We start from the raw sequence: 24,298 nt of genomic DNA on the forward strand, positions 1-24,298 counted from the left end.
GCGGCGATTTCTCGCACCTGGGGCGGTGATACGGCACTTCCGAGAGAACATACGCACGCGCCCGCGGATGGCAAGTTTCAAAGCCGTTCTGGATAAGGGAACGACAATGGCACTAGCAGAGACACTGGCGTTCGCGCTGTTCGCCCTCGTGACCGTGGGGAGCGCGCTGGGCGTCGTGTTGGTCCGCGACATCTGGCACGCGGCACTCCTCCTCGGGGTGGCGCTGGTCAGCGTCGCGGTCCACTTCGTCATGCTGCGCGCCGAGTTCCTCGCGGCGATGCAGATCCTGGTGTACGTCGGTGGGGTACTCGTCCTCATCACGTTCGCCGTGATGCTGGTCCGCGAGCAAGGGGCCGACACGGAGGTGGTCGGCCAATGACCAGTCGCCCACGACTGGAGCGAAACAGTCGGCAGGTCGTCGGCCTGCTGTCGCTCGTCCTGTTCGCCGTCATGTCCGCCGTGTTCCTCACGGCGGAGTTCGGGGGCGCCACCGGCTTCCCCGGCGACGGCTCCATCACCGCCGCCATCGGCTACGCGATGTTCAACCTCGACGCCGGGGCGTTCCCCTCCGAGGGGTTCCTCGTGACGTTCGAGATCATCGACCTCGTGCTGGTGGCGGCGCTGGCCGCCGCTGTCATGCTCGCCCGTCGAGAGGGGGGCTCGCTTCCGTTCCGGACGGATGGCGGTGAGCCCGGAGGGCGAGCCTCGTCGGGCCGACAGTCCGACGGCGGCACGGAGCGCACGGGCGACGATGATGGGGGTGACCGGTGATGGCGGTCCCGGTCCAGTACTACCTGGTCCTCTCGGCCGCGGTGTTCTGTATCGGCCTGTTCGGCATCCTGACGCGTCGGAACGCGCTGATGTTCCTGATGAGCGTCGAGCTGATGCTGAACGCTGCGAATATCAACCTCGTCGCGTTCTCGTTCTACCACGGGAACCTGACCGGGCAGGTGTTCAGCCTGTTCACGATGGCGCTGGCGGCCGCCGAGGTGGCGGTCGGCATCGGCATCATCCTCGTCCTGTACCGCAACTTCTCGGACGTGGACGTGACGAAGGCGACGACACTGAGGTGGTAACATGGCTGCAGAAGGAGGAATATTCACGTTCGCGCCGGCCATCGCGGTGCTGCCGTTCGTATCGTTCCTGGTCGCCCTGTTCTTCGGTGACCGGATGCCGAAGAAGGGGGCGTTCGCCGGAATCGCGGCGACCGCCGGGTCGCTGTTGCTGTCGCTGGTCATGCTCGCGCAGGTCGCGAGCGGCCACGCCTACCACATGGAGCTGTACACGTGGGTCGGCGGCGAAGGAGTGCCGTTCGAGCTGACGTTCGGCATCCTGCTCGACCAGCTCTCGACGCTGATGCTGGTCATCGTCTCGACCATCGCGTTCCTGGTCCACATCTTCTCGCTGGGCTACATGAACGACGAGAACGAGACCGGCCTGCCCCGCTACTACGCCGAGCTGGGCCTGTTCACCGCGAGCATGCTCGCCTTCGTCTTCTCGGACAACATCCTGATGGCGTTCATGTTCTTCGAGCTGGTGGGCCTGTGTTCGTACCTGCTCATCGGCTTCTGGTTCCGGCGCTCTGGTCCGCCGAGCGCCGCGAAGAAGGCGTTCCTGGTCACCCGATTCGGTGACTACTTCTTCCTCATCGGCGTCGTCGGCATCTTCGCCACCTTCGGTACGGGGATGTTCGGCGGCCCGGGCGTCGAGGAGTCGTTCCCCGGCCTTGCCGAGGCCGCCATCGCCGGTAACGCGACGGTCAACACGTTCTTCGGCCTCTCGCCGCAGGCATGGTTCGGCGTGCTCGGCCTGCTCGTGCTGGGTGGCGTGATGGGCAAATCCGCCCAGTTCCCGTTCCACACGTGGCTCCCGGACGCGATGGAGGGCCCGACGCCGGTCTCGGCGCTCATCCACGCCGCGACGATGGTCGCGGCCGGGGTCTACCTGGTCGCCCGGATGTACGGGTTCTACGCCCTGCTTCCGACCGTCCTCGCGGTCATCGCCTTCGTCGGCGGCTTCACGGCGCTGTTCGCCGCCTCGATGGGCGTCGTCAAGGACGAGATCAAGCAGGTGCTCGCCTACTCCACCATCTCCCAGTACGGCTACATCATGCTCGGGCTGGGCGGCGGTGGCTACGTGGCCGGGGTCTTCCACCTGACCACGCACGCGTTCTTCAAGGCGCTCCTGTTCCTCGGCGCCGGCTCGGTCATCATCGCGATGCACCACAACGAGGACATGTGGGACATGGGCGGGCTGAAGGAGAAGATGCCCGTGACCTACTACGCGTTCCTCTCGGGCAGCCTGGCACTGGCCGGCATCGTCCCGTTCTCCGGCTTCTGGTCGAAGGACGAGGTGCTGTACGAGACGCTGGTCCACGGCCTCGGCGGGAGCCCGCTCCTGCTGGGTGCCTACGCCATGGGCCTGCTGGCCGTGTTCTTCACCGGCTTCTACACCTTCCGGATGGTGCTGCTGACGTTCCACGGCGAACCGCGCTCGGACCTCGCGGAGGACCCCGAACCCGTCCGGTGGAACGTGAAGGTGCCGCTGGCGATTCTCGGCATCCTCGCCGCGGTCATCGGCGTCATCAACCTCGTGCCGGTCCACAAGGTCGTGGACAGCGTGCCGGAGTTCCTCCACGACTGGCTCTACCACGGGCCGGAGGGGCTCAACGGTGAGCACTACGCGACGCTGCTGCACGATGTCGCGGGGTACACCGCCAACGCCACGTTCGCCGGCGGCGAGCTCGTCTCGATGCTCGCCTCGGCGGCGCTCTCGCTGGGGCTGGCACTCGCGGGTGCGGGCGTCGCGCTCGCGCTCTACCGCGGTCCCGACCCCGACGAACACACTGCGAAGCTCGGTTCGCTCAAGACCTTGCTCTACAACAACTACTACCAGGACGAGTACCAGGTCTGGCTCGCGCAGGACCTCACCGAGGGGACCGTCGCGAAGAACGCCAAGCGGTTCGATGACGGGGTCGTCGACGGCCTCGTCAACCGCGTCTCCGACGTGAGTCTCGTCTCCGGCCACTTCCTGCGTCGCATCCAGACGGGCATCGTCTCCAACTACGCGGCCCTCATCACGCTCGGGCTGGTGGTGCTGCTGGTCGCCTTCGGCATCGCCGGCGGCTGGTTCGGAGGTGTCTTCGCATGATGATCGAGGCCCTCATCGGGCTCTGCCTGCTGGGCGCGGTCGTCGTCTTCTTCGCGCCCGACGAGTACGCCGGGAAGCTCGCCTTCGGCTGGTCGCTCCTGCCGCTGGCGCTCTCGGCGCTGATGTACCTCAACTTCGACGGCAGCGGCAACGCGCTACTGGGTGGTGAGCTCGCCTACAGCGAGCAGTTCACCTGGATAACGCTCGGCCCCTACGACCTCTCGTGGTACATGGGCCTGGACGGCATCAGCATGCCGCTGGTCGTCCTCTCGACGCTACTGACCTCGCTGGCCATCATGTCGGCGTGGACGCCCATCGCCGAGCGACAGAACCAGTTCTACGGGCTGGTCCTGTTCCTGGAGGCCAGCCTCATCGGCGTCTTCGGCGCGCTGGACTTCTTCGTCTGGTTCGTCTTCTGGGAGGCCGTCCTCATCCCGATGTACTTCCTCGTCGGCATCTGGGGCGGCGCCCGCCGGAAGTACGCCGCCATCAAGTTCTTCGTCTACACGAACATCGCCAGCCTCGTCCTGTTCATCGGGTTCTTCGGGCTGGTGTTCGGCCTGGGCGACAGCATCACCTCGCTGGCGCTCCCCGAGATCGCGCAGGCGTTGCGGGCGGGTGAACTCGGCTCGCTCGCCGGCGGCCTCATCGGGCCGGAGCAGCTGGCGCTGCTCGCGTTCGTCGCGATGTTCATCGGGTTCGGCGTCAAGGTGCCCATCGTCCCGTTCCACACGTGGCTGCCGGACGCTCACGTCGAAGCCCCGACACCGATCTCCGTGCTGCTGGCGGGCGTCCTCCTGAAGATGGGGACGTACGCCCTGCTGCGGTTCAACTTCACGATGCTGCCGGAGGTCGCGCGGAACCTCGCGGTGCCCATCGCGGCCATCGCGGTCATCAGCGTCATCTACGGCGCGCTGCTCGCGCTGGCCCAGTCCGACCTCAAGCGCGTCGTCGCGTACTCGTCCGTCTCCTCGATGGGCTACGTCATCCTGGGACTCGTCGCCTACACGAGCTACGGGATGGGCGGCGCGACGTTCCAGATGGTGAGCCACGGACTCATCTCGGGCCTGATGTTCGCCTGCGTCGGCGTCATCTACAACATCTCGCACACGCGAGAGATCGGCGACATGGCGGGGCTGGCCGAGAAGATGCCCGTCACCGTCGGCGCGTTCGTCGCCGGTGCGTTCGCCTACGCCGGCCTGCCGCTGATGGCCGGCTTCGCCGCGGAGTTCTTCATCTTCGTCGGCGCCTTCCAGTCCACCGTCATCGCCGGCAACGGCATGGCCGTGATGACGGGGCTGGCGATGTTCGGTATCGTCATCGTCGCCGGCTACCTGCTGTGGGCGATGCAGCGCTCGCTGTTCGGTCCGTTCGAGTTCGACGGCGACTACGAGATCACGAAGGCGGCTCGACACGATGTCGTGCCGCTCATCGTCCTCATCGTGGTCATCATCGCGCTCGGGACGTTCCCGAACGACCTGTTCTTCCGGATGATCACGGACGCGGTCGGCCCGCTCGTCGATGGTGCGACGGCTGAGGCCGCCATCGAACTCGGAGGTGGTTCCCCATGATGCCCCTACAATCCACAGCCATCGAACCGACCTGGGCGGCGCTCACGCCGGCGCTGGTGCTGGCCGTGTTCGCGCTGCTCCTGTTCGTACTCGACAGCATCGACCCGGACGAGTCGAACAGCGGCCTGCTCGCGGGGACCGCGACGGTCGGCACCGTCACGGCGATGGTCGTCGCCGGTGCCTTCCTGCTGACGGGCGTCGGGAGCGGCGAGGGGGTCTCGCTGTACGGCGGCCAGCTCGTCGTCGACTCGATGGCGCTGTTCTTCATGTTCATCGCCACCAGCGTCGCCACGCTGGTCTGTCTCGCGAGCCTCGACTACCTCGAGGGTCGGCAGTACCAGGCCGAGTACTACATCCTGGTGATGCTGGCGACGACCGGGATGACGCTGATGGCCGCGGCGAACTCGCTGGCCACGATCTTCGTCTCGCTGGAGCTGCTCTCGCTTCCCTCGTACGCGCTCGTGGCGTTCCTCAAGAACGACAAGGGCAGCGTCGAGGCGGGGATGAAGTACTTCCTCGTCGGGGCGCTCTCCTCGGCGGTGTTCGCCTACGGCGTCTCGCTGGTCTACGGCGTCACCGGCAGCCTGCTGCTGGAGGAGATCGCGGCGGCCCTGCAGAGCGCCGGCGCGCTCTCGGGGCTGGGCGGTGTCCTCGGCGTCGGCGTGCTGATGGTCGCCGGCGGCTTCGCGTTCAAGACCGCCTCCGTTCCGTTCCACTTCTGGGCGCCGGAGGCCTACGAGGGCGCACCCGCACCCGTCAGCGCGTTCCTCTCCTCGGCCTCGAAGGCGGCCGGATTCGTGGTCGCCTTCCGCGTCTTCGTCGTCGCGTTCCCCATCGAGGCCGTCGCGCCGGTCATCGACTGGGTGCTCCTGTTCCAGGTGCTCGCGGTCGTGACGATGACGCTGGGCAACTTCGCCGCCGCCACCCAGGAGAACGTCAAGCGGATGCTCGCCTACAGTTCGGTCGGGCACGCCGGCTACGTGCTCATCGGCCTCGCGGCGCTCACGGGCGCCGGTAACGGCGAGATCGTCCTCGGCGCCGGCATGATCCACCTGCTCGTCTACGGCTTCATGAACACGGGTGCGTTCCTGTTCGTGGCGCTGGTCGAGTACTGGGGCATCGGGCGCACCTTCGAGGACTACAACGGCCTCGCGACGAAGGCACCGGTCGCCTGCGTCGCCATGACCGTCTTCATGTTCTCGCTGGCGGGCCTCCCCATCGGCGGGGGCTTCCTCTCGAAGTACTACCTGCTCGCCGGCGCGGTCGGCGCGGGCGTCTGGTGGCTCGCGCTTGTCGCGGCCGTCAACTCCGCGCTGAGCCTGTTCTACTACTCCCGCGTCGTCAAGGCGATGTGGATCGAGGAGCCCGACGGCAACCTCGAGGGGATCGACGCGCGGGGCTACCCGACAGGGCTGTACGCGGCCGTCGTCATCGCGGCTATCGTGACGGTCCTGCTGCTCCCGGCCATCGGCGTCTTCTCCGGCGTCGCCTTCGACGCGGCCAGTGCCGTGCTGCAGCTCGGGCCCTGAACCGGGGTCCAGCGTTCCGTTCGCGGTTCCGTTCTCCGATATTCCGTCCCCGAGCTGCCGGACCGTAATCAGCGCCCCACGACCAGCGGTCCAGCGAGGGCCTTCCGGAGGCTGGCCCCCGCTTCCCAGATGGAGAGGACTTGGATTCGGCTTTATTACGCTCGCTCCCGGAGCCCGGACTGGATGTACGACCGGATCCTGCTTTCGACGGACGGGACGAGCGCCTCCGATGAGGCCGAATCACACGCCATCGAACTCGCGGCGGCCCACGATGCAGTCCTCCACGTCCTCTACGTCGTCGACGAGGACATCGTGACCGCGTACAGCGGCGACGAGTACGTCGACGAGGCCGAAGGGCCGGAACACGGGCTCGAGGAACTCGGCGAGGAGACACTCACGGCGATTCGACGTGACGCGGATACTGCCGGTGTCGAGGTCGTCGAGGCGATGCAACACGGTCGACCCGCCGAGACGATCGTCGAGCACGCCGACGACGCCGACGTGGACCTGATCGTCCTCGGCACGAAACGGCGGCCGGACGAGTACCGGGCGCTCCTCGGGAGCGTGACCGACCGCGTCCTTCGGTTGACGACCCGGCCGGCGACGGTCGTGAAGACCGTGGTCGGCGAGTGAGTCTTCATCGGTCCTGGGTGTGGGCCTGGACTCGACACAGCCTCACTCGGGGTTCACAGGGCTGAACCGGACGTGGATATCCCGGTCGGGCTGGAGGTTGATGGCCGAATCCAGTCCGACCTCGGGTGCCTCGTGGGGGTCGAACTCCTCGGGGTCCGTGTCGTGGGGGCGGGCGAACTCGACCCGGTAGGTCGCACAGATGGCCGCGAGGGCGGCCGTGGCCTCCGTGGTGGCGATGTTCTCGCCGAGGCATGAGTGGCGGCCCTTCGAGAACGGGAGGTAGGCGAACTCGTGGCGGTCGGCCACCTGCTCGGACTCGAACCGCGACGGGTCGAACGTGTCCGGGTCGTCCCAGAAATCCGGGTCGCGATGGGTGACGTAGGGGCTGATGAGCACATGCGTCCCGGCGTCGATCTCCTCGCCACCGACACTCGTCTGGGTCTTTGTGGTCCGGCCGAAGACCGGGAGCGAGGGATAGAGTCGGAGCGTCTCCTCCCAGACCCGCCGGGTGTACGGCAGCGAGGTGATGAACGTCTCGCCGTCCTCGGTCGCCGGCGTCTCGCCCAGCGCGACCTGGCAGGCCGCCTCGCCATGGGGGGCCAGCAGTTCCGTCTCCCGGGTCTCCGCCCGGATGCGCTCTTGCACCTCGGGGCGGGCGGCGAGCAGGTAGAGCGCCCACGTCATCCCGGCGGTGACGGTGGCGTGCCCGGCGATGAGCAGCCCCAGCACCTCCTGTCGGAGCGTCTCCGGGTCCAGCGACTCCCCATCGACCGGGTCCTGGCGGCAGAGCCAGGCCCCGAGTGCGTCGTCGTAGGCCCGCGGCGTGCGGAGCCGGCGCTCGACGATGGCCGTCGCGGCCCCGATCAACTGGTCGACGTACGCCTCGATCTGCCGCTCCTGGCGGCTCCCCAGCTCCACGTACGGGTCCGCGCCGAGCCCGTCCTGGAGCCAGCCGGGGAGATGGAGTTCGTCGGGGAGTCGGCGGCCGACGTAGCTGGCCACGAGCCGCGTCTGCCGCTGCTTGAACAGGTCCCGGAGGCCGTCGACCGACTCGATGATGTCCGTCTCCTGGGCGCGGATGTCCGGCCCGAACAGGCTCACGCCGAGGAGTCGGAGGGTGAGCCGCTGCATCGCCGGGAGCAGTCGGATGCCGTCGTGGTCGGGGGCCATGACCTGGACGGCGTCGGGAACCGTCTCCGGCGCGGCCGCCGTCGCCCCGCCGTCATCTCCCTCGAACTCGGCCAGCGTGGCGAGCGTCGTCTCCACCATCTCCGGCGCCTTCGGGATGACGGCGTTCTCGTTGAACTCCGGCCCCACCAGCCGCATCCGTCGGGTCCAGGAGCCCTCCTCGCTGTCCTCGTGGAGGCTGACGATGCTGTTGCGGATGACCCGACTGAAGTCCCGCGAGCCGGGGACGTCCAGTCCCCCGAACTCCGAGGGGTTCGACTGGAGGATGTACTGGAGGTCGTCCGGGTGCGAGATCAGATACACCTCCTTGTCGAGTGATGGGTGGATCGGCGGGATGCGGACGGTGTGTCCGTACTGCTCCCGGAGGTACAGCCCGACGGTCAGCGGGTCGTCGCTGATAAGCCGGGGGACCAGCTCCACGGCCCGGGCCAGCGAGGGGCCGCCCGGAAGCTCCGACGGGTCGATATCCCTGATGCCCATTACCTGTCGCAATTGTTACCGCAAGGTAATGAGTGTCGTGGCCATTGTGGACGCGGCACACGAACGTTGGGTGGAGGTGCCTGGTTCGAGCGAGCGCCATCGGTGAACGGTAGCTGTCGGAAAACGAAGGAGAACGGCGGCCGGTCAGGGTCGGTCCGCCGGCAGCGGCCGTATCAGCGGCCGCGTGCGAGTCCGTTGCCCTTTCCGGTCGCCTTGCCGCGCCCGTGAGCGTGGCCCTGACCGCGTCCGCCGGAGTCACCGGTCACCGTGCTGGTCGCGCTGTCGTCGGATGGGCGCCCACCACCGCGACCCCGGGAGGGGAAGCTCTCGGCGAAGGCCTGTGCGTCCGCCTCGGTGCAGAAGAACGCGACGAAGCTGATCGCGTAGGGGTCGACGTAGCCGACCGTCACGCTGCCATCGTCGTCGGCAGTCACCTGTGTGACCGCGAACTCCTGGCCCGCCTTCACGACCGCCCAGGCGTCACAGAGACCACCCAGGTCGAACGTCGCGGACATGGGGTCGTACATCGACCCGTCCTTGTCCACGTCGCTGACGTAGCTGATGCCGCCGTCGTAGTCGCCATCGAGGACGAAGCCGTCGAAGGTCACGGTGCCCTCGTCGTCGTACTCGACCACGTACTCGTACCTGACCGACTCGTCGAGCGCGCACGGGGCGCACTCGGGCTCGCAGACCTCGCTGATGAGAGTCTCGAGTTCCGTGCCCAGGTTGGCCGGGTCCTCGACGGCGACGTAGTCATCGGGGGTGCTAGCGATACTGTTCATGAGGTAGTCGTCGTCGACGCTGGTGCCGACGCCGACCGTGATGATGCGGCGCCCGCCGTTCTTGATGGTGGTCGCGAGTGTTGCAGTCTCGTCTTTCTCTGTCTGCTGAATCGTTCCGTCCTCAGATGCCGTCCCGCCGGTGAACGGGAAGGTTCCGTACGGGAACGACGTGTCGTCCGCAGGGGGTGCCGCACCGTCGCCCACGACGCCGTTCTGGTAGTTGGGGCTCCCATCCGTGATGAGGAGGATGATCTCTTTGCCGGCGCGGCCCTCATTCGCGAGGATGGCATTGGAGAAAGCCAGCGCACCGGGCATGTGGGTCGCATTCTCGTTCGATGTCATCGCCGGAGGGATGCCGGCCTTGAACGCAGCGACGTTCGTCGCGGTGGCGAAGTCGAGCAAGTTGTTCGCGCTGTACTCGAACGCGTCGGGTGCGTCACCGAAGGTCACCAGCCCGAGTTGAACGTCATCCGGGACGACGCCGAGGAAGCTGTCGACGCCACTCTCGATATCCGGCCAGGAGCCGGTATTGTAGATGGAGCCGGAGTAGTCGAGCGCCACGACGATGTCGACATCACCACCGCAGGTCTGGATGACGGTTGGCTCTGCCGCGCGTACGGTGGGGAACAGCGTGGTCCCGACGCCACCGACCGCCGCTGCACCGCCGAGGATGGCGGCCGTTCGCATCACGTCACGACGTGAGAGGGGATACAGCTGGGTCGTCTCCGTGTTGGTTGTAGTCATTGATGTCACTCCTCCGGTCCGGTGGGCGCCTGGCCAGGATGGCCGAGGAACGATGTGCCTCCTCGCTCGGAAGTGTACCGCAGTATCGGTGGCTTGAGGTATTAAGCACGTACTACCGTCGTGTCCCCGTGAACGGTTCTAGAACGCTTCTGTAAGCGGTATGGAGTCCATACTGCCACCGTGTGGGGACAGACCGAGCACGGAACGGCCGACGTTGCCGGATGCTACTGTCACACTCGCACGGGTCGAACAGGGGTTCGATTCGCTGCGCGCGCGGCCCGAGACCGTCCTCTCAGTTCGTCGTCACGACCTCCAGCACCGCCCGGTGGTCGAGGTCCGTGTCGCCGCCGACCTGCATGTCCGAGCGGCAGTCGATGCCGTGGAGGAAGCCCTCGCCGATATCGGAGTGGAGGTGGTAGGCGAACTCCTCGGCGGTGGCGTCCCCGGGCATGAGGAAGCAGTCGCGGAAGGGTCCCTTCGACCAGTCACCGCTCGCGGAGCCCGGGAAGACGGCCTTCAGGTCCAGCTCGTCGAACAGCGCCCGTTCGAGCGCGGTCTGGACACCGGTGCCGCCGTACTCGGTGACGAACTCGCGGATGGCCTCCAGCCCGGCGCGCTGACCGTCGGAGACGTCCCCGACGACCTCGAAGTCCGCGTCGCCCGGGCGGTAGTCGACGGCACCGGCCTCGTCGGCCTTCTTGAGTGACTTCTCCGCGTGGGCGCTCGTGGGGACGATGGTGAGGTGGTCGTAGTCGGGGTCGTCGGTGATGGCCTCGTAGTTGTCCCGCGCCTCGGGGGTGTCCATCTTGTTCGCCGCGATGACCATCGGCTTCGTCCGCTTGCGGGTCTCGCGGGCGACCGCCTCGCGCTCGGACTCGTCCCACTCGGTCGGGTCGAGAGCGAGGTCCAGCGACCGGACGACGCGCTTGACACCGTCGTCGGTGGTGCCGAACGCGCTCAGTTGCTCGGCGAGGATGCGGGCGGGCTTCACCTCGTCGTCCGGCGTGGGTCGGTCGTAGGCGCTCTCGACCTTCTCGATCCCCTTCTCGAGGACGCCGAGATACCACATGTCGAGTTCCCGTTCGAGGAAGTCGATGTCGTCGCGGGGGTCGTGGCCCTCCGTCGGCTCGCCCTCGGCGTCCGTGGTCCCCGAGAAGTCGACGACGTGGACCAGTACGTCCGTCTCGTTGAGGTCGGTCAGGAACTGGTTGCCCATCCCCTTCCCCTCGTGGGCGTCGGGCACGAGCCCGGCCACGTCGACCAGTTTGACGGGGACGTAGCGCCGCCCCTCGCGGCAGACGCCCACGCTGGGCTCGCAGTCCTCGTCGAACTCCGGGGCCGCACAGTCCACACCGACGTACGCCTCGCCGAGGCTCGGGTCGATGGTCGTGAACGGGTAGGCACCCTCCGGCACGTCGTTCATCGTCGCCGCGTTGAAGAACGTCGACTTGCCCACCGAGGGCTTGCCGACCAGACCGATGCGATAGCTCATTACCGGATGGCAGCCGTCGGTCCGGATAGCGGTTTCCACTCGCCGGCTCCGTGGGTTGTCACGGCGTGACGCGGCCGTGAACGGTCGTCCGGTTATATATGCGTGTACTGCTAGCACGCGCCTATGAGTGCCGCGAGAGAACCCTGTCCGAACTGCCAGCTCCCGTACTACACGGACCGGAACAGCGACTGTCCGTACTGTGGCGCGCTGGCTGGTGACGACGAGTCAGCGGCCGGGGCGTCGGCGTCGGCGGATTCGTCCCCGACAGTAGACACGCCCCCGGCCGGGTCGGTCGCCGGCCCGACCCCACCCTCGCGACCACGGACCGTCTGCTCGAACTGTGGCCTGGCACATTACGCCGATGACGATAACGGCTGCCCGTACTGCACGATGGCCGGTCGCGCTCCCGACACGGCGGCGCCGGAAGCGGAGGCAGAGGGAGTGGACACGAACACGGAGGCCGAAGCCGAGGGGTCGGCCGCGCAGACGGCGGAACCGGCGGCCACGACGGCGACCCCCGAGGGGACGGACACGGCGGACGACCAGTCGTCCGGAGGACTCCTGTCCCGGCTCCGCAACCTGTTCAGCTAGCGACCCGGCGAGCGGTCCGTGGCAGGGGGCCGACGCTGATGGGGGTCAGGCGAGTACCACGTCCAGCGTCAGCATCACGGCGAGCCCGACCATCAGTCCCATCGTCGCGACGTGTTCGTTCCCCCGGGCGTGGGTCCGCGGGACGATCTCGTGGCTGATGACGAACAGCATCCCACCCGCGGCAAAGCCCATCGCGTACGGGAGCAGCGGCGCCGCGACCGTCACCGCCACCGCACCGAAGACCGCGAGGGGAATCTCGACGATGCCCGCCCGGACGCCCGCGACGAGCGCGTAGAACGACGACCCGAGACCGGCGTCGCGGGCGGAGATGGAGACGGCGAGCCCTTCCGGGATGTTCTGGATACCGATGGCGAGCATGAGCGCCAGCCCGTCGCCGACGTTCCCCGAGCCGAAGCCGACGCCGACCGCGAGTCCCTCGGGCATGTTGTGGAGCGTGATGGCGAGGACGAACAGGACGACGGCGCTCACGCGGGCGTCGTCCAGGTCGGCCTCGCGGCCGGCGCGGCCCGTGATGACGCTCCCGACCTGCGGGGCGATGTCGTCGGCCCGGTCGAGCAGCGCGACCCCGAGCGCGAACCCGACGAGGACGGGCACGACGCCGTCGAGCGTGACGCCGCCGACGGTCGCCTGGTAGGCGGGCTGGCCGGCGAACTCGATGCCGGGCAGGAGGAGGCTGGTGAACGAGGCCGAGAGCATCACGCCCGCTGCAAAACCCATCAGCGCATCCAGCGTCCGCTCCGAGGGGTCGCGGACGACGAGGATGGCCGCCGCACCGAGGGTGTTGAGCAGCGCGATGACGATACCGCCGACGAGCCCCTGGACCAGCGGGTCGGTTCCGACCAGCGAGACGAACGTCTCCGTCGGCGTGGCCATGCGCCGGCCGTCGCTCGGCACCGTACTGAACGTGTCGGTGGGCCGGCCCCGAGGGACCGCGGCGGGCCCTACTCCTCGCGCAGCAGCGCGTCCGCGCCGTGCCGGTCGATGAGCGCTTCGAGGTACTCCCGGCTCTCGTCGACCCGTGGCGTCGGTTCGGCGTACGCGTCTCGGAACAGGTCCATCGGGTCGCCGGCGCCCTCCTCGGCCGCGTCGATGGCGTCGGCGACCGTCTCCGCCACCTCCGACTCGATGGCATCGTCACGCTCGTCGTCGAGCCGGCCCGTCCGCCGGAGGTAGGCCGCCATCCGGTCGATGGGGTCCTTCTCGCGCCACTGCTCGACCTCGCCCTCGTCGCGGTACGCGTCCGGGTCGTCGGCGGTCGTGTGCGCGCCGTAGCGGTAGCAGATGGTCTCGACCAGCGTCGGGCGCGGGCGCCACTCCTCGCGCCCCGGCCCCCGGGCGGCGGTCGCGGCGGCCTCGGTCACGGCGTACACCGCGAGCGGGTCCATCCCGTCCACGCGGACGCCGTCGATGCCGTAGGCGCTGGCCTTCCCGGCGTAGGTCTCGCTGGCCGTCTGCTCGCTCGCCGGCGTGGAGATGGCCCAGCCGTTGTTGTGACAGAAGAAGAGCGCGGGCGCGTCGAACACGCCGGCGAAGTTGACGCCCTCGTGGAAGTCCCCCTCCGAGGTCGCGCCGTCGCCGAAGTGGCAGGCGACGACCTCGTCGCTGCCCGAGAGCTGGGCGGCCCACGCGTAGCCCGTCGCGTGCGGGATGTGCCCCGCGATGGAGATGTTCAGCGGGAAGACGTTCACGTCCGCGAGCGCGGCGTTGCCGGACTCGTGGCCCATCCAGTAGCGGACGTAGCCGGGGGTGAACCCGCGCGAGGCGACGGCGCCGTGCTCGCGGTACTGGTAGGAGATGGTGTCCGAATCCCGGAGCGCGTGCGTGGAGCCGACCTGCGTGGCCTCCTGGCCCGCCGCGGGGGCGAACGTCCCGACGCGGCCCTGGCGCTGGAGGCTCACCATCCGCTCGTCGAAGTGCCGGACCAGCCGCATGTCGCGGTAGAGCCCGAGCAGTTCGTCGTCGCCCATGGCGGGCAACAGCTCGGGCGCGACGACCTCGCCGTCCTCATCGAGCACCTGCACGGTGTCGGTCACGTCGCGGTCCAGCAGCGCGTCGACGCGGTCGCGGTCCATCGGTCAGGCCTCCCCCCGCGAGGGGTCGTTCTCCCGCGGATGCCGGACGATGTGGACGTCGTAGCGTGGGTCCCCGGAGACGGAGGAGCCGACGCTGGTCAGCGGCCGCGAGACGCGGCCGGCGTTCTCGGAGCCGATGAAGAGGACGCTGACGTCCTCCTCGGCGGCCACCTCGCGGATCCGGCGCGTGATATCGGTCGTGACGTTCGCGAGCAGGTTCGACTCGTCGGACTCGAGCCGCTCCACGCGGAAGCGCGCGTCCGGAGCGATCTCGCGCGCCCGTGCCCGGAGGTCCGCTGCCACCGCCTCCGGGTCGTACGGTTCGTCCGCCCCGACCCAGCCGCGGGTACGGGCGAACTCCTCGTCGTCCGGGAGCACCGACAGCACGACGACCTCCTCGTCGGCGAACAGCGAGAACTCCTCCGCCCGGGCCAGGGCTGCCGTCGCGAGCGACGACCCGTCGTACGGGACTAGCAGAACCATATGACTGTCAACTCCCGGAGCCAGTATAACTCCTTGTCCGAGAGCGGAACTCCAGCCCGGCGGTCGAGCCCGAACTGTTAGGGGAACACGGCCGGAACGACCGACCGTGCCCCACGACATCGACCGGGCCACCGGCAGGCGTTCGCCGTCACCAGCGAATCCGTTCCGATTCAACCTCAGGCGGGTCGTCGGCGGGGCCCGGCTCCTGCTGACGGAGGCCTCGCCGTGGCGACTCGCCTTCCAGCGCCGCATCGGCGACCTGAAGGCCGACCTCGTGGCAGAGGTGGCTGACTGGCCGGCCGTCGAGACGGCCCCACATCGGTACGGCGGCACGGAGTTCCTCGTCGGGGGCCGGGAGATCGGCCACGTCCACGACTGGGGACTGACCGACATCCCCTTCGTCCGGCCCGTGGGGGAGGCAGTCGTCACGTCCGGCATCGCGGCTCGCCACCACGTGCTTCCCGACTCGGGCTGGGCGACGACGTTCCTCGAGATGCCCGCGGACCGTGACCGTATCCGCGACCTGCTCCGGCTCTCGTGGTGCTGGCACGTCGCGCACTTCGATGCGGGTGCGGACAGCCTCGACCCCGACGCCGCAGAACGGGCGGCTCGGGCGCTCGCACTGCCCGAGGCCGTCATCGAGACCTTCCTCTCGACGCTCCGGTCGCGGGCCTGACAGGAGGGGCAGCGTCCCGTGCGCGCCGCCTGTCCCGCGCGGCGCTGGCTTAACCCTCCCAGTGTTCCATCGCGAACGCGACGGCCATGTGGCCCAGCACGGCCGGGTGAACGTCGTGGGTATCAGCGATGCCGAGGATGATCATCCCGAGCAGGTCGTCCAGCCACAGGATGTTCTCCGAGCCCTCGTTCCGGCCGATGGACGCGTTGAGGTCTCCCCCTCGCCCACGGCGAAGATGAACCCGTCCAGCTCGTCCGCCCGCGCCAGGTACTCCTCCACTGTGCCGACCGTACTCCCGTACTCACTGACGTGTGTTGCCATGAACCATACACGGCGGACCAGATATATTGATAATAGTATAAATTTAACAGATATCCTGTCAATTTACTATATACTATCTGGATATCTGGAGAGGGTGATGGATATCCTTCGGGCTATCACCGTCCACACGGCGGCTCACGGAGTTCGGCTCAGTCCCCGGGGGATCCACCGGGCAGACTCAAGTGCCCCGGCGACGACCTGTGGGTACCGGACGGAATCGTTTCCCGGAACCGGCGGCGCCGCGCTCGGCGACGGCCTCCACCCGATACCCCATGAGCGACTCCGAGAACTCCCCCACCGACGACAGCGGCACCGAGAGCACAGACAGCCCGTCCAGCGGCGCCCCGACGACCGACCGGGCGCGGGACGACCGCGAGGCGTCCGACCGCGCCGTCGTCCTCGTCTCCGGCGGGATGGACAGCGCGACGGCGGTCTACGAGGCGATGGACCGGGGCTACGAGCCGTTCTTCCTCCACACCTCCTACGGGCAGCGCACCGAGGACCGGGAGTTCGCGTGTGCCCGCGAGCTGGCCGACACCGTCGGCGCGGAGTTCCTCCACGTCGAGACCGAACACCTGGCACGCATCGGCGCATCCTCGCTCACCGACGAGGAGCTCGAGGTCGCGGACGCGGACCTGGACAGCGACGAGGTTCCGACCTCGTACGTCCCGTTCCGCAACGCGAACCTGCTGTCGATGGCGGTCTCGTACGCCGAAGCGAACGGCTGTACGGCGGTGTTCATCGGCGCACACGCCGAGGACTTCTCCGGCTATCCGGACTGCCGTCCGGAGTTCTTCGAGGCGTTCGAACAGGTCGTCGACGTGGGGACGAAACCCGAGACGGACATCGCCATCGAGGCGCCGTTCGTCGAGTGGTCGAAGACCGACATCGCCGAGCGCGGCCTCGAACTCGCGGTCCCCTACGAGCAGACGTGGTCCTGCTATCGGTCCGAGGAGCCGGCGTGTGGCACCTGCGACGCCTGTGCGTTCCGGCTCCAGGCGTTCCAGCGCCTCGGCGTTCGCGACCCCATCGACTACGCGGAGCGTCCCGACTACACGTGACCGTGGCACGGGCCCTGTTCGCCCGCACTGGCCACCATCGCCCCTCGGCAACCTTTTTGGTCGTGTCGGGCGCGCGACCGAGCATGACTGCCGACCCCGCCGTGTCGGGGGGTGAGCGACGTGGGTGACACGTTCGCCTCCATCATGGAGAAGTTCGAGGACAGCCCCAGCCAGCAGGCCGTCGTCAGACTCCTCCTGGCGCGTGGCTTCTCGGTCAACGAGGACGGCCGTGTCGTCTCGGGCGGCATCGAGATTCCGAACACGGGCATCGCCCGCGAGATCGGCGTCGACCGGCGCGTCGTCGACGCCACCACCGACGCCATCCTCGACGACCCCGAACTCGAGCCCATCTTCCGGAACATCACGGCCATCCCGTCGCTGATGGACCTGGCGCCCGTCCTCGACCTGACGGTCCTCACCGTGTCCGTCTCGGACCCGGAGGCCTCGGGCATCGTCGCCGCCGTCACGGGCATCCTCGCCGACCACGACATCTCCATCCGGCAGACCATCTCCGAGGACCCGGAGTTCACCAACGACCCCGTCCTGTACGTCATCACCGAGGGTGACCTCCCGGGCGCGGTCATCAACGAGATCCGCGACCTCGAGTTCGTCCACCGCATCGAACTGGAGTAACAGCACGCCGGAGTCTCAAACGGCTCTTTGAGCCTCTACGAGGCTTATGCCGTCCGTCCCACCAGTCCCGCGTATGCGACGACGAACCCTCCTGGCCGGCCTCGGCGCCGGCCTCACGACCGCCCTCGCCGGCTGTTTCTCGGATGGCGGGTCGAGTACGCCAGAGTCCCCCAGCGAGACGCCACCCACCGACGACGGAACGCCCACCCCGACCGACACCCCTCCGACGGACGACACGACGCCGACCGGCCCCGTCTCCTGGACCGCCTCCGTCGATGGCGCCGCGGGCGACCCGGTCCACACGGGTGCGACGCTCCGGTACGTCGACGGTTCCGGCCCGGCCCGCGACCGCTGGCTGTTCGTCCCGACCGAGGCCGGGACCCTGTACGCTCTCGACCCGGCGACGGGGCAGGACCTGTGGCAGGCCGACCTCGGCAAGCCCGTCCGGGACGTGGTCGTGGCGCCGGACGCCGGCCTCGTGGTGGCACGCGCGGGGAAGCAGACCCTGGGCGACGACCACCTCGTGCGTGCGTTCGACGCGGGCGGGACCGAACAGTGGACGTTCCCGGGGAGCGCGGACGCCTCGCCGTGGGGGCCACTGGAACTCCTCGGCGCCGACGGGGAGCGTGTCTTCGTGGCGAGCCGCGACGACCAGCCCATGAGCAGCGGCGAGACGCTCTGGTCGCTCGACGCCGGAAACGGCGCGTCGACGTGGACCGGTGAGGTCGGTGACCCGCACAGCGCCGCCGTCACCGGTGAGGCCGTCTTCGTCGCCAGCCGTCGGGCGGTCGACGCGTTCGCTCGGCCGGACGGCGAGCGGCTGTGGCGCTTCTTCGAGGAGGGTGTCGAGTACCAGTTCGACACGCTCCGGGCCGACGGGCGGACGGCCTTCTTCGCCACCACGTCGGGAACGAACAGCGGCCACACGCGGGCCATCGCCGCCGACGGGAGCCACGCCTGGCAGCGCCCCCGCTACACCACGTCGGTGACGCTCGCCGACGCGCTCTACCTCGGCGGCGGCCCCGTCACGGCCGTCGACCCCGCGAGCGGCGACGAACGCTGGGAGACCCAGGGCGAGTCGTTCCTTGTCGAGGGGCCCGTCGCGGGCGGTGTCCTGTACGCGGGCGGCGACGGGTTCGCCGCCTACGACACCGAAAGCGGTGACCGGTTGTGGACCTGGACCGCCGATGCCGACCTCGTGACGCCAGCGGTCGCCACGGAGATGGCCGTCTACGGGGACACCGGCGGCGGGAACGACGCGCCGAACCGCGTCTACGCCCGGAACGCGACCGACGGGAGCGAGCGCTGGACGTTCGAGGCCGACCACGGGCTCTCCGATCTCGCCCTCGGCGAGCGCGTCTACGTCTGCGCGGCCGACGGAACGGTGTACGCGCTCCAGCGCTGAGCGGGAGGCGGTGAGCGGGAGGGCGGTGAGCGGGAGGGCGGTGAGCGGGAGGACGGCGAGCGGAAGGATCGGTACGACCCGCGGGTCGTACCGTTTTTGCACGGCCGCGCCGTGGTCCGCCCGTGAGTGACCACGACGGGAGCGACCCGGACGCCACCGACGGGCAGCCGGACGACCCCGACGCCTACCGGACGCTCGGGGGACGGGGGCGCGCCGAGTTCACCGTCAACGGCTCGGAGTTCATCGGCCACACGGCGCCCGCCGCGACCGTCGACGAGGCCGAGTCGTTCGTCGCGGAGATCCGCGAGGCGTTCCCCGACGCCACCCACAACGTGCCGGCCTACCGCGTCAACGCCGACCCCTTCCGCGAGTACAGCAGCGACGACGGCGAGCCCTCGGGGTCGGCTGGCAAGCCCATCCTGAACGTTCTGCAGGGCCAGGAGGTGGAGGACGCCGCCGTCGTGGTCACGCGCTACTACGGCGGGACGAATCTCGGTGTGGGCGGGCTGGTCCGTGCGTACTCGCGGGCGGCGAAGGAGGCCATCACGGACGCGGGCGTGACGTGGACCGTCCCCCACGAGCGACTCGTCGCGACCGTGGAGTACGACGACAGCGGGACCGTCCGGGGGCTGCTGGAGTCGGCAGATGTCGAGTTCGAGGCCAGCTACGAGGCCGAGGTCCGGTTCGACGCCCGCGTTCCCGCCCGCGAAATCGAGGACCTGCGAGACCGCCTGCTCTCGGCGACGAGCGGGCGGGTGGAACTGGATTGAGCCCGGAGTTGGCGGATTAGTCGGGAAAGCTGTCTACTGTCCGTCTCAACTCCCGATTCTTGCCGAATATCTGGGGGAGTCTTCCTCTCCGTTCACTTCGTCCCGAACGCCCGGTCGCCGGCGTCGCCGAGCCCGGGCACGATGTAGCCGTCGTCGTCGAGCCGTTCGTCGACCGCGACGGTCAGCAGGTCGGCCGACGGGACGGCCTCGCGGACGTGGACGAGGCCGTCGGGTGCGGAGACAGCTGAGAGTGCGAGGACGCGTTCCGGGTCCGCGTCGGCAGTCACCTCCTCCAGGACGGCCGCCATCGTCGACCCCGTGGCGAGCATCGGGTCCGCGACGATGACGGTGTCCTCGGGGGTGAGTTCGGGGAGCTTGACGTAGTCGACGGAGATGGGGAAGTTGCCGTCCGCGTCCATCCCGGCGGACTCGTCGCGCCCGGCGCTGACGATGCCCTGCCGGGCCTGCGGGAACGCCTTGAGCAGCCCCTCGACGAACGGTGTCGCGGCCCGGAGGACGTTCACGATGACCACGTCGTCGAGGCCCTTCACGCGCTCGCCGGTCGTGTCGGCCAGCGGGGTCGTGATGGAGACGTACTCGGTGTCCATCATGCCGTCGATGATCTCGTAGCCACAGATGCGCCCCAGCTTCACGAGTCCGTTCCGGAACGCTACCTGCTCGGTATCGGCCGACCGGAGGTCGCTCAGCGTGTGCTTCGCCAGCGAGTGGGTGATGACGTACGCGTCGTCACGGTCCTCGATAGGCATATCCGAATCGGGACGCGCCGAGGGCTTAACATGAGGGGTCCCGGCCGCTCCGGACTTCCCACGAGGGTCACGGCCCTGGCCGCTCGGAGAGGTGCGCGCCCCGGGGAGCGGTGCCGTGGCGGGTGTCCCGTGCCGAGTGCGCTGCGGCGTACGAGCGTCGGACTACTGGCAACACGTATTAGGCCGGAAACCGAAGCGGGTACCGATGGAAGAGAGCGTCTCCGGGTTCAGGGAACGTGGTACCTGGAGCGACATCGTGGAGCACGGCGAACGTATCACGCGGGCACTCCGGGACCTGGCCGGGGGAGAGGTCGAGATCGACGACGACGCACTGGTCGAGTGGGACGAGTGGCGCCCGAAACACGACGAGCGGCTGGACGAACACGTCAACGAGAAGACGGCCGAGCAGGCCAGCGTCAACGAGGGGGCCGGCGAGAAGGCCGGCAAGGACCCCGACGAGGACATCCAGGCCGCTGGCGAGCAGCTCGCCGAATCGTACGAGAAGCTCGACGACCCGGACGAGGCCGTCGAGAAGGCCGCCGACTCCGTCAGCTACATCGCCCGCGCAGCGGACTCGGCCAGCCGCAAGGCCATCCGCCGGGTCGAGGGGGCCGTCTACAAGAACGTCATGACGCGTATCGCGCCGTACTACTTCGACAACGAGCTCGTCAGCGCCAACGTCTCCCGGGTGGGACGCAGCGACGACGCGGACTACGAACTCGAGGTGAACGTCAACGACGACGACCTGAAGATCCGCGTCTCGAACCGGCTGGCGGACTACGAGAGCGACGTGGACCGCTGGCACGTGGACACGCCGAAGGAGACGGAGTCGGCCGTGGCCGCCGAGGGCGTCGAACCCCCGACCGAGGACGAGACGGAGGGACGCTCCCGGCCGGACACCAACTGACGCCCGACGGCCGTCGTGCTGTTCGTCGGGACCGCCCTGGGGTGCAGGTGACGGGGCCGACGCCGAGGGAGGAACCATGACACCGGGAGCATCGAGTGAACGAACCGCTCAGACCCCGGCCAGCACCGCGGCCGCGTAGACGAGCGCGGTCAGTGCCGCGCCCGCCGCGAGCCCGAGAAGAGTCAGGTGGAGTGCGTACGTCCGGTCCTGCTCACGGGCCGTCGATGGCTCGACCATCCCGGTGCCGCCGTCCGTGGCCGTGTCGCGGAAATCGTAGCGCCCCTGGAGCGCGAGCGTCACGCAGAACGAGCGGCGGGCCTGCAACCCCCATTCGATGGCCACCGAGAACGGGACGAACAGCCCCAGCAGGAGGAGCGTCGGGAGATTACTCACGAGGACGAAGGCCGCGTAGCCGATGGCTCCGGCGAACGAGACCAGTGCGACCAGGCCCCGCTCGCGGCGGGCAGCGGGGCCGATGTTGCAGACACCGGGTCGGTAGGCGGAGGGGGCCGTCACAGGAGAGTGGAGGGGCTGGATGCCCTTGAGTGGTGGCGTGACACCGGCGTCATCGACAGCAGGTAGCAGGGCTCAGGGGACCAGTGCCCTGGCGACGAACACCACCATCCCGGTCGCCACGACCCCCACGACGATTCCCAGGCCCGTCGCGAGGGCGTCGGCCCGGGTGTTGACCGGCCCCCGGTGGGCGGCTCGGACGGCCGATTCCGTCCCCAGCGAGAGCGGCACGAACAGCCCGGCCAGCAGCGCCACCGGAACGCCCGAAAGCGCGACGGCGACAGCGTAGCCGACAGCCGCGAGGAACGCCGCCGCACCGCGGTGGTGGTGTTCACTGTATGTGGCTTCGGGCGCCCTGAACGGAATATTATTCGGACTACTCGTGGACATACACAGCTATTATATCGCAATTCCACTTAATTCGTTCGGAAAGGCAAGGATCTCTTGATGGCTCCTTCCGTCCCGATGAACGGTCAGTTCGAGACGCGATTACTGGACGAACTGGTTCGGAAGGTCTCCCGTTCCGGACCGCAACGCCTTCCGCAGCGGGGGCGCGAGTGCGCGTATGGTACTCCCCTCCGGGTTCGCGCTCCCGCCGGTCCCCTATCTGCTGGCGCTCGCGGTCGCCGCTGCGGTCGCCGGGGCTGCCCTCCATCTGACCCGACCGCGTGTCACGTCGCGTGTCGTGGTGGCGTTCACGCCGTGGATGGTCGTCGGGGCCTCGCTGTACGCACTGTTCCAGGTCGACGCCGTGCCGGCGGTGGTCCGACCGCTCGTCGGCGCGCCGGCGGTCTACGTGGCCACCTTCTCGGTCGCGGGGCTGGTGTGGGCAGCGGCGAGCCCCTTCCCCGCCGACGAGTGGGACCTGCCCTCGGCACCGAGTCTCCTCCTGTTGACCGGAACCCTGACCGCCGGGGGCGTCGTCGGGACCGCGCTCCGGGTCGGGATGGGCCGTGGCGGCCTCCTGCTGGGGCCGCCGCTGGCGGCACTGGTCGTCTCGCTCGTCGTCGCGACGGCCGTCTGGGTCGTCGCCGCCACCTCCAGCGAGGACGCGGCAGCCGCATCGAGCGTCGGGTGGCTGGTCGTGGTCGGGCACACGCTGGACGGCATCTCGACGGCCGTGGGGTCGACGCTGGGCTTCGCGGAGCAGACGCCGCTCTCACGGCTCCTCATCGAGCTGGGCGGCGGCCTCGTGTCGCTCCCGTTCCTCGGGCCGGCGTGGCTGTTCGTGCTGGTGAAGATCGCGCTCGCCACGTTCATCCTCGTCTTCATCGGCGAGTTCGCCGCCGAGGAGCCCCAGCGTGGCTACCTGCTGCTCGGCGGCGTGGCGGCGGTCGGACTGGGTCCGGGAGCACACAACGTCGTGCTGTTCATGATCGCGTAGCGACCGGAGCTCGTCTCGCCATCGAGAATCCCGCCGCGTCCGCCTCGGCCGGTCGGGTGGGGTTTATCATCGCCTGCAGCCGGAGCGGTAGCCGTGGGACGCATCGCCGACCCCGTCGACGCCCTCGCCGACCGGACGCCGCCGCTGCTCGCGCTCGTGGTCGCCGTCGCGGCCGTCTCGACGAGCGCCGTCCTCGTCCGGTGGACGAGCGCCGGCTCGACGGTGACGGCCTTCTACCGGGTCCTGTTCACGACGCTCCTGCTCGTGCCGCTGGCGGGCACCCGCTACGGTACCGCGTTCCGGCGGCTCGCGCCTCGGGACGGGCTCATCGCCGCGGTGACGGGCGTCGCCCTCGCCGTCCACTTCGCCGCGTGGTTCGAGTCGCTCCGGTGGACCTCGGTCGCGGCCTCGGTGACGCTCGTGCAGGCCCAGCCGGCCTTCGTCGCGGTCGGCGCGTGGCTCCTCCTCGACGAGCGGGTCGGTCGGCGGACGGCGCTGGGCGTGGCCGTCGCCATCGGCGGGATGGCCCTGCTCTCGGCGGGGGACCTCGTCTCGGGAGCGGTGGTCACCGGCGAGCGACCGCTGTACGGCAACGGGCTGGCCATCCTGGGGGCGGCCGCCGCCGCGGCCTACGTACTCGTCGGGCGGTCCCTCCGACAGCGGGTACCCCTGCTCCCGTACGTGACCGTGGTGTACGCCGCGTGTGCGATGGCGCTGCTGGCCACCGTCGTCGGGGGCGCGGTCGGTGCGGCGAGTGGTGAGGGGATGGGCGCCGCAGTGGCCGCGAGCCTGTTCGACCACCCGCCGCGCGACTGGCTCCTGTTCATCGCGATGGCCATCGGTCCCGGGCTGCTCGGACACACGGTCATCAACTGGGCGCTGGCACACGTCGAGTCATCGGTCGTCAGCGTCTCCCTGCTGGGCGAACCCATCGGGGCGACGCTGCTGGGGGTGCTCCTGCTCGGTGAACGGGTCGGCGCGGTCACGCTCGTCGGCGGGGCCATCGTGCTCGCGGGAGTCGCGCTCACGGTGCGGGCCAGGGAGGACGCCGACGACGCCGGAAGTGACCTGGACCCGGCGGGCCCCCACGGCGACGAGCCACCCGACTCCCCCGAGTGAGCGGAG

Annotated in this window: 25 protein-coding genes; 16 read left to right on the forward strand and 9 right to left on the reverse strand. The window is 69.0% G+C overall.

What is annotated here, in order from left to right; all coding sequences use genetic code 11:
- Window positions 1-106 precede the first annotated feature (106 nt).
- The 7 genes from NL114_RS17420 to NL114_RS17450 all read left to right on the forward strand — a co-directional run bounded on the left by NL114_RS17420 (window position 107) and on the right by NL114_RS17450 (window position 6,883).
- Window positions 107-379: an NADH-quinone oxidoreductase subunit J gene (locus NL114_RS17420; protein WP_254822187.1), complete on the forward strand. Its 273-nt coding sequence runs from the start codon at window positions 107-109 to the stop codon at window positions 377-379.
- A complete protein-coding gene (locus NL114_RS17425; protein ID WP_254822188.1) occupies window positions 376-771 on the forward strand; it encodes an NADH-quinone oxidoreductase subunit J in 396 nt (131 codons plus the stop codon). The genes NL114_RS17420 and NL114_RS17425 overlap by 4 nt, the downstream gene beginning before the upstream one ends.
- On the forward strand, window positions 771-1,076 hold the full coding sequence (gene nuoK, locus NL114_RS17430; RefSeq protein WP_254822189.1) for an NADH-quinone oxidoreductase subunit NuoK: 306 nt from the start codon (window positions 771-773) through the stop codon (window positions 1,074-1,076). Before NL114_RS17425 ends, nuoK begins: the two co-directional genes overlap by 1 nt.
- Window position 1,077: 1 nt before the next feature.
- Window positions 1,078-3,150, forward strand: coding sequence for an NADH-quinone oxidoreductase subunit L (nuoL, locus tag NL114_RS17435; RefSeq protein ID WP_254822190.1), 2,073 nt, complete (start codon window positions 1,078-1,080; stop codon window positions 3,148-3,150).
- Window positions 3,147-4,721 (forward strand): complex I subunit 4 family protein, encoded by a 1,575-nt coding sequence (locus NL114_RS17440; RefSeq protein ID WP_254822191.1) that lies wholly within the window; start codon window positions 3,147-3,149, stop codon window positions 4,719-4,721. The genes nuoL and NL114_RS17440 overlap by 4 nt, the downstream gene beginning before the upstream one ends.
- Window positions 4,718-6,250, forward strand: a complete 1,533-nt coding sequence (locus tag NL114_RS17445; protein WP_254822192.1) for an NADH-quinone oxidoreductase subunit N — start codon at window positions 4,718-4,720, stop codon at window positions 6,248-6,250. The genes NL114_RS17440 and NL114_RS17445 overlap by 4 nt, the downstream gene beginning before the upstream one ends.
- A 183-nt stretch (window positions 6,251-6,433) precedes the next feature.
- Window positions 6,434-6,883, forward strand: a complete 450-nt coding sequence (locus tag NL114_RS17450; protein ID WP_254822193.1) for a universal stress protein — start codon at window positions 6,434-6,436, stop codon at window positions 6,881-6,883.
- Between the two features lie 42 nt (window positions 6,884-6,925).
- Here the strand turns inward: NL114_RS17450 and NL114_RS17455 are convergent, their stop codons facing one another.
- The 3 genes from NL114_RS17455 to NL114_RS17465 all read right to left on the reverse strand — a co-directional run bounded on the left by NL114_RS17455 (window position 6,926) and on the right by NL114_RS17465 (window position 11,569).
- Window positions 6,926-8,551: a cytochrome P450 gene (locus NL114_RS17455; protein ID WP_254822194.1), complete on the reverse strand. Its 1,626-nt coding sequence runs from the start codon at window positions 8,549-8,551 to the stop codon at window positions 6,926-6,928.
- Between the two features lie 173 nt (window positions 8,552-8,724).
- Window positions 8,725-10,077: a vWA domain-containing protein gene (locus NL114_RS17460; RefSeq protein ID WP_254822195.1), complete on the reverse strand. Its 1,353-nt coding sequence runs from the start codon at window positions 10,075-10,077 to the stop codon at window positions 8,725-8,727.
- 292 nt (window positions 10,078-10,369) lie between these two features.
- The gene (locus NL114_RS17465; RefSeq protein WP_254822196.1) at window positions 10,370-11,569 is read right to left on the reverse strand and encodes a redox-regulated ATPase YchF; all 1,200 of its coding nucleotides are present in this window, start codon (window positions 11,567-11,569) and stop codon (window positions 10,370-10,372) included.
- Between the two features lie 123 nt (window positions 11,570-11,692).
- Here NL114_RS17465 and NL114_RS17470 point away from each other — a divergent pair, with 123 nt between their 5' ends.
- Complete coding sequence (locus tag NL114_RS17470; protein ID WP_254822197.1) at window positions 11,693-12,160, forward strand: hypothetical protein; 468 nt, start codon at window positions 11,693-11,695, stop codon at window positions 12,158-12,160.
- Window positions 12,161-12,205: 45 nt separating this feature from the next.
- On the opposite strand, the gene NL114_RS17475 is transcribed toward NL114_RS17470, so the two are convergent.
- From NL114_RS17475 to NL114_RS17485, 3 genes are all read right to left on the reverse strand, one after another.
- Window positions 12,206-13,054, reverse strand: a complete 849-nt coding sequence (locus tag NL114_RS17475; RefSeq protein ID WP_254822198.1) for a ZIP family metal transporter — start codon at window positions 13,052-13,054, stop codon at window positions 12,206-12,208.
- 68 nt (window positions 13,055-13,122) lie between these two features.
- Entirely contained in the window at window positions 13,123-14,253 is a 1,131-nt protein-coding gene (locus NL114_RS17480) for a thiamine pyrophosphate-dependent dehydrogenase E1 component subunit alpha (protein WP_254822199.1), read from the reverse strand.
- 3 nt (window positions 14,254-14,256) lie between these two features.
- Window positions 14,257-14,736 carry a universal stress protein gene (locus tag NL114_RS17485; protein ID WP_254822200.1) on the reverse strand — a complete coding sequence of 160 codons (480 nt, stop codon included), beginning with the start codon at window positions 14,734-14,736 and terminating at the stop codon, window positions 14,257-14,259.
- Between the two features lie 106 nt (window positions 14,737-14,842).
- Here NL114_RS17485 and NL114_RS17490 point away from each other — a divergent pair, with 106 nt between their 5' ends.
- From NL114_RS17490 to NL114_RS17510, 5 genes are all read left to right on the forward strand, one after another.
- Entirely contained in the window at window positions 14,843-15,412 is a 570-nt protein-coding gene (locus NL114_RS17490) for a luciferase domain-containing protein (protein WP_254822201.1), read from the forward strand.
- 593 nt (window positions 15,413-16,005) lie between these two features.
- Complete coding sequence (gene queC / locus NL114_RS17495; RefSeq protein ID WP_286671085.1) at window positions 16,006-16,794, forward strand: 7-cyano-7-deazaguanine synthase QueC; 789 nt, start codon at window positions 16,006-16,008, stop codon at window positions 16,792-16,794.
- 144 nt (window positions 16,795-16,938) lie between these two features.
- The gene (gene trpY, locus NL114_RS17500; RefSeq protein WP_254824737.1) at window positions 16,939-17,427 is read left to right on the forward strand and encodes a TrpY family transcription regulator; all 489 of its coding nucleotides are present in this window, start codon (window positions 16,939-16,941) and stop codon (window positions 17,425-17,427) included.
- 73 nt (window positions 17,428-17,500) lie between these two features.
- Window positions 17,501-18,832: an outer membrane protein assembly factor BamB family protein gene (locus NL114_RS17505; protein ID WP_254822202.1), complete on the forward strand. Its 1,332-nt coding sequence runs from the start codon at window positions 17,501-17,503 to the stop codon at window positions 18,830-18,832.
- A 122-nt stretch (window positions 18,833-18,954) separates the two neighbouring features.
- Window positions 18,955-19,602, forward strand: a complete 648-nt coding sequence (locus tag NL114_RS17510) for an IMPACT family protein (protein WP_254822203.1) — start codon at window positions 18,955-18,957, stop codon at window positions 19,600-19,602.
- A 92-nt stretch (window positions 19,603-19,694) separates the two neighbouring features.
- On the opposite strand, the gene upp is transcribed toward NL114_RS17510, so the two are convergent.
- Entirely contained in the window at window positions 19,695-20,369 is a 675-nt protein-coding gene (gene upp, locus NL114_RS17515) for a uracil phosphoribosyltransferase (protein WP_254822204.1), read from the reverse strand.
- A 205-nt stretch (window positions 20,370-20,574) separates the two neighbouring features.
- Here upp and NL114_RS17520 point away from each other — a divergent pair, with 205 nt between their 5' ends.
- Complete coding sequence (locus NL114_RS17520) at window positions 20,575-21,276, forward strand: DUF5828 family protein (protein ID WP_254822205.1); 702 nt, start codon at window positions 20,575-20,577, stop codon at window positions 21,274-21,276.
- A gap of 108 nt (window positions 21,277-21,384) precedes the next feature.
- Here the strand turns inward: NL114_RS17520 and NL114_RS17525 are convergent, their stop codons facing one another.
- Together NL114_RS17525 and NL114_RS17530 are read right to left on the reverse strand one after the other, a co-directional pair.
- Window positions 21,385-21,792, reverse strand: coding sequence for a hypothetical protein (locus tag NL114_RS17525; protein ID WP_254822206.1), 408 nt, complete (start codon window positions 21,790-21,792; stop codon window positions 21,385-21,387).
- A gap of 72 nt (window positions 21,793-21,864) precedes the next feature.
- On the reverse strand, window positions 21,865-22,179 hold the full coding sequence (locus tag NL114_RS17530; RefSeq protein ID WP_254822207.1) for a hypothetical protein: 315 nt from the start codon (window positions 22,177-22,179) through the stop codon (window positions 21,865-21,867).
- 175 nt (window positions 22,180-22,354) lie between these two features.
- Here NL114_RS17530 and NL114_RS17535 point away from each other — a divergent pair, with 175 nt between their 5' ends.
- Window positions 22,355-23,173, forward strand: coding sequence for a DUF63 family protein (locus NL114_RS17535; protein WP_254822208.1), 819 nt, complete (start codon window positions 22,355-22,357; stop codon window positions 23,171-23,173).
- Between the two features lie 102 nt (window positions 23,174-23,275).
- Window positions 23,276-24,292 carry a DMT family transporter gene (locus tag NL114_RS17540; RefSeq protein WP_434084117.1) on the forward strand — a complete coding sequence of 339 codons (1,017 nt, stop codon included), beginning with the start codon at window positions 23,276-23,278 and terminating at the stop codon, window positions 24,290-24,292.
- Window positions 24,293-24,298 lie beyond the last annotated feature (6 nt).

Origin of the sequence: Haloglomus halophilum, from assembly GCF_024298885.1 — an archaeon.
GTDB lineage: Archaea > Halobacteriota > Halobacteria > Halobacteriales > Haloarculaceae > Haloglomus > Haloglomus halophilum.

Excerpts from the sequence above, each read along its gene's own strand:
- NL114_RS17420 (WP_254822187.1), top strand. The coding sequence starts at position 107 with ATGGCACTAGCAGAGACACTGGCGTTCGCGCTGTTCGCCCTCGTGACC.
- NL114_RS17425 (WP_254822188.1), top strand. The coding sequence starts at position 376 with ATGACCAGTCGCCCACGACTGGAGCGAAACAGTCGGCAGGTCGTCGGC.
- nuoK (WP_254822189.1), top strand. The coding sequence starts at position 771 with ATGGCGGTCCCGGTCCAGTACTACCTGGTCCTCTCGGCCGCGGTGTTC.
- nuoL (WP_254822190.1), top strand. The coding sequence starts at position 1,078 with ATGGCTGCAGAAGGAGGAATATTCACGTTCGCGCCGGCCATCGCGGTG.
- NL114_RS17440 (WP_254822191.1), top strand. The coding sequence starts at position 3,147 with ATGATGATCGAGGCCCTCATCGGGCTCTGCCTGCTGGGCGCGGTCGTC.
- NL114_RS17445 (WP_254822192.1), top strand. The coding sequence starts at position 4,718 with ATGATGCCCCTACAATCCACAGCCATCGAACCGACCTGGGCGGCGCTC.
- NL114_RS17450 (WP_254822193.1), top strand. The coding sequence starts at position 6,434 with ATGTACGACCGGATCCTGCTTTCGACGGACGGGACGAGCGCCTCCGAT.
- NL114_RS17455 (WP_254822194.1), bottom strand. The coding sequence starts at position 8,551 with ATGGGCATCAGGGATATCGACCCGTCGGAGCTTCCGGGCGGCCCCTCG.
- NL114_RS17460 (WP_254822195.1), bottom strand. The coding sequence starts at position 10,077 with ATGACTACAACCAACACGGAGACGACCCAGCTGTATCCCCTCTCACGT.
- NL114_RS17465 (WP_254822196.1), bottom strand. The coding sequence starts at position 11,569 with ATGAGCTATCGCATCGGTCTGGTCGGCAAGCCCTCGGTGGGCAAGTCG.
- NL114_RS17470 (WP_254822197.1), top strand. The coding sequence starts at position 11,693 with ATGAGTGCCGCGAGAGAACCCTGTCCGAACTGCCAGCTCCCGTACTAC.
- NL114_RS17475 (WP_254822198.1), bottom strand. The coding sequence starts at position 13,054 with ATGGCCACGCCGACGGAGACGTTCGTCTCGCTGGTCGGAACCGACCCG.
- NL114_RS17480 (WP_254822199.1), bottom strand. The coding sequence starts at position 14,253 with ATGGACCGCGACCGCGTCGACGCGCTGCTGGACCGCGACGTGACCGAC.
- NL114_RS17485 (WP_254822200.1), bottom strand. The coding sequence starts at position 14,736 with ATGGTTCTGCTAGTCCCGTACGACGGGTCGTCGCTCGCGACGGCAGCC.
- queC (WP_286671085.1), top strand. The coding sequence starts at position 16,006 with ATGAGCGACTCCGAGAACTCCCCCACCGACGACAGCGGCACCGAGAGC.
- trpY (WP_254824737.1), top strand. The coding sequence starts at position 16,939 with ATGGAGAAGTTCGAGGACAGCCCCAGCCAGCAGGCCGTCGTCAGACTC.
- NL114_RS17505 (WP_254822202.1), top strand. The coding sequence starts at position 17,501 with ATGCGACGACGAACCCTCCTGGCCGGCCTCGGCGCCGGCCTCACGACC.
- upp (WP_254822204.1), bottom strand. The coding sequence starts at position 20,369 with ATGCCTATCGAGGACCGTGACGACGCGTACGTCATCACCCACTCGCTG.
- NL114_RS17520 (WP_254822205.1), top strand. The coding sequence starts at position 20,575 with ATGGAAGAGAGCGTCTCCGGGTTCAGGGAACGTGGTACCTGGAGCGAC.
- NL114_RS17530 (WP_254822207.1), bottom strand. The coding sequence starts at position 22,179 with ATGTCCACGAGTAGTCCGAATAATATTCCGTTCAGGGCGCCCGAAGCC.
- NL114_RS17535 (WP_254822208.1), top strand. The coding sequence starts at position 22,355 with ATGGTACTCCCCTCCGGGTTCGCGCTCCCGCCGGTCCCCTATCTGCTG.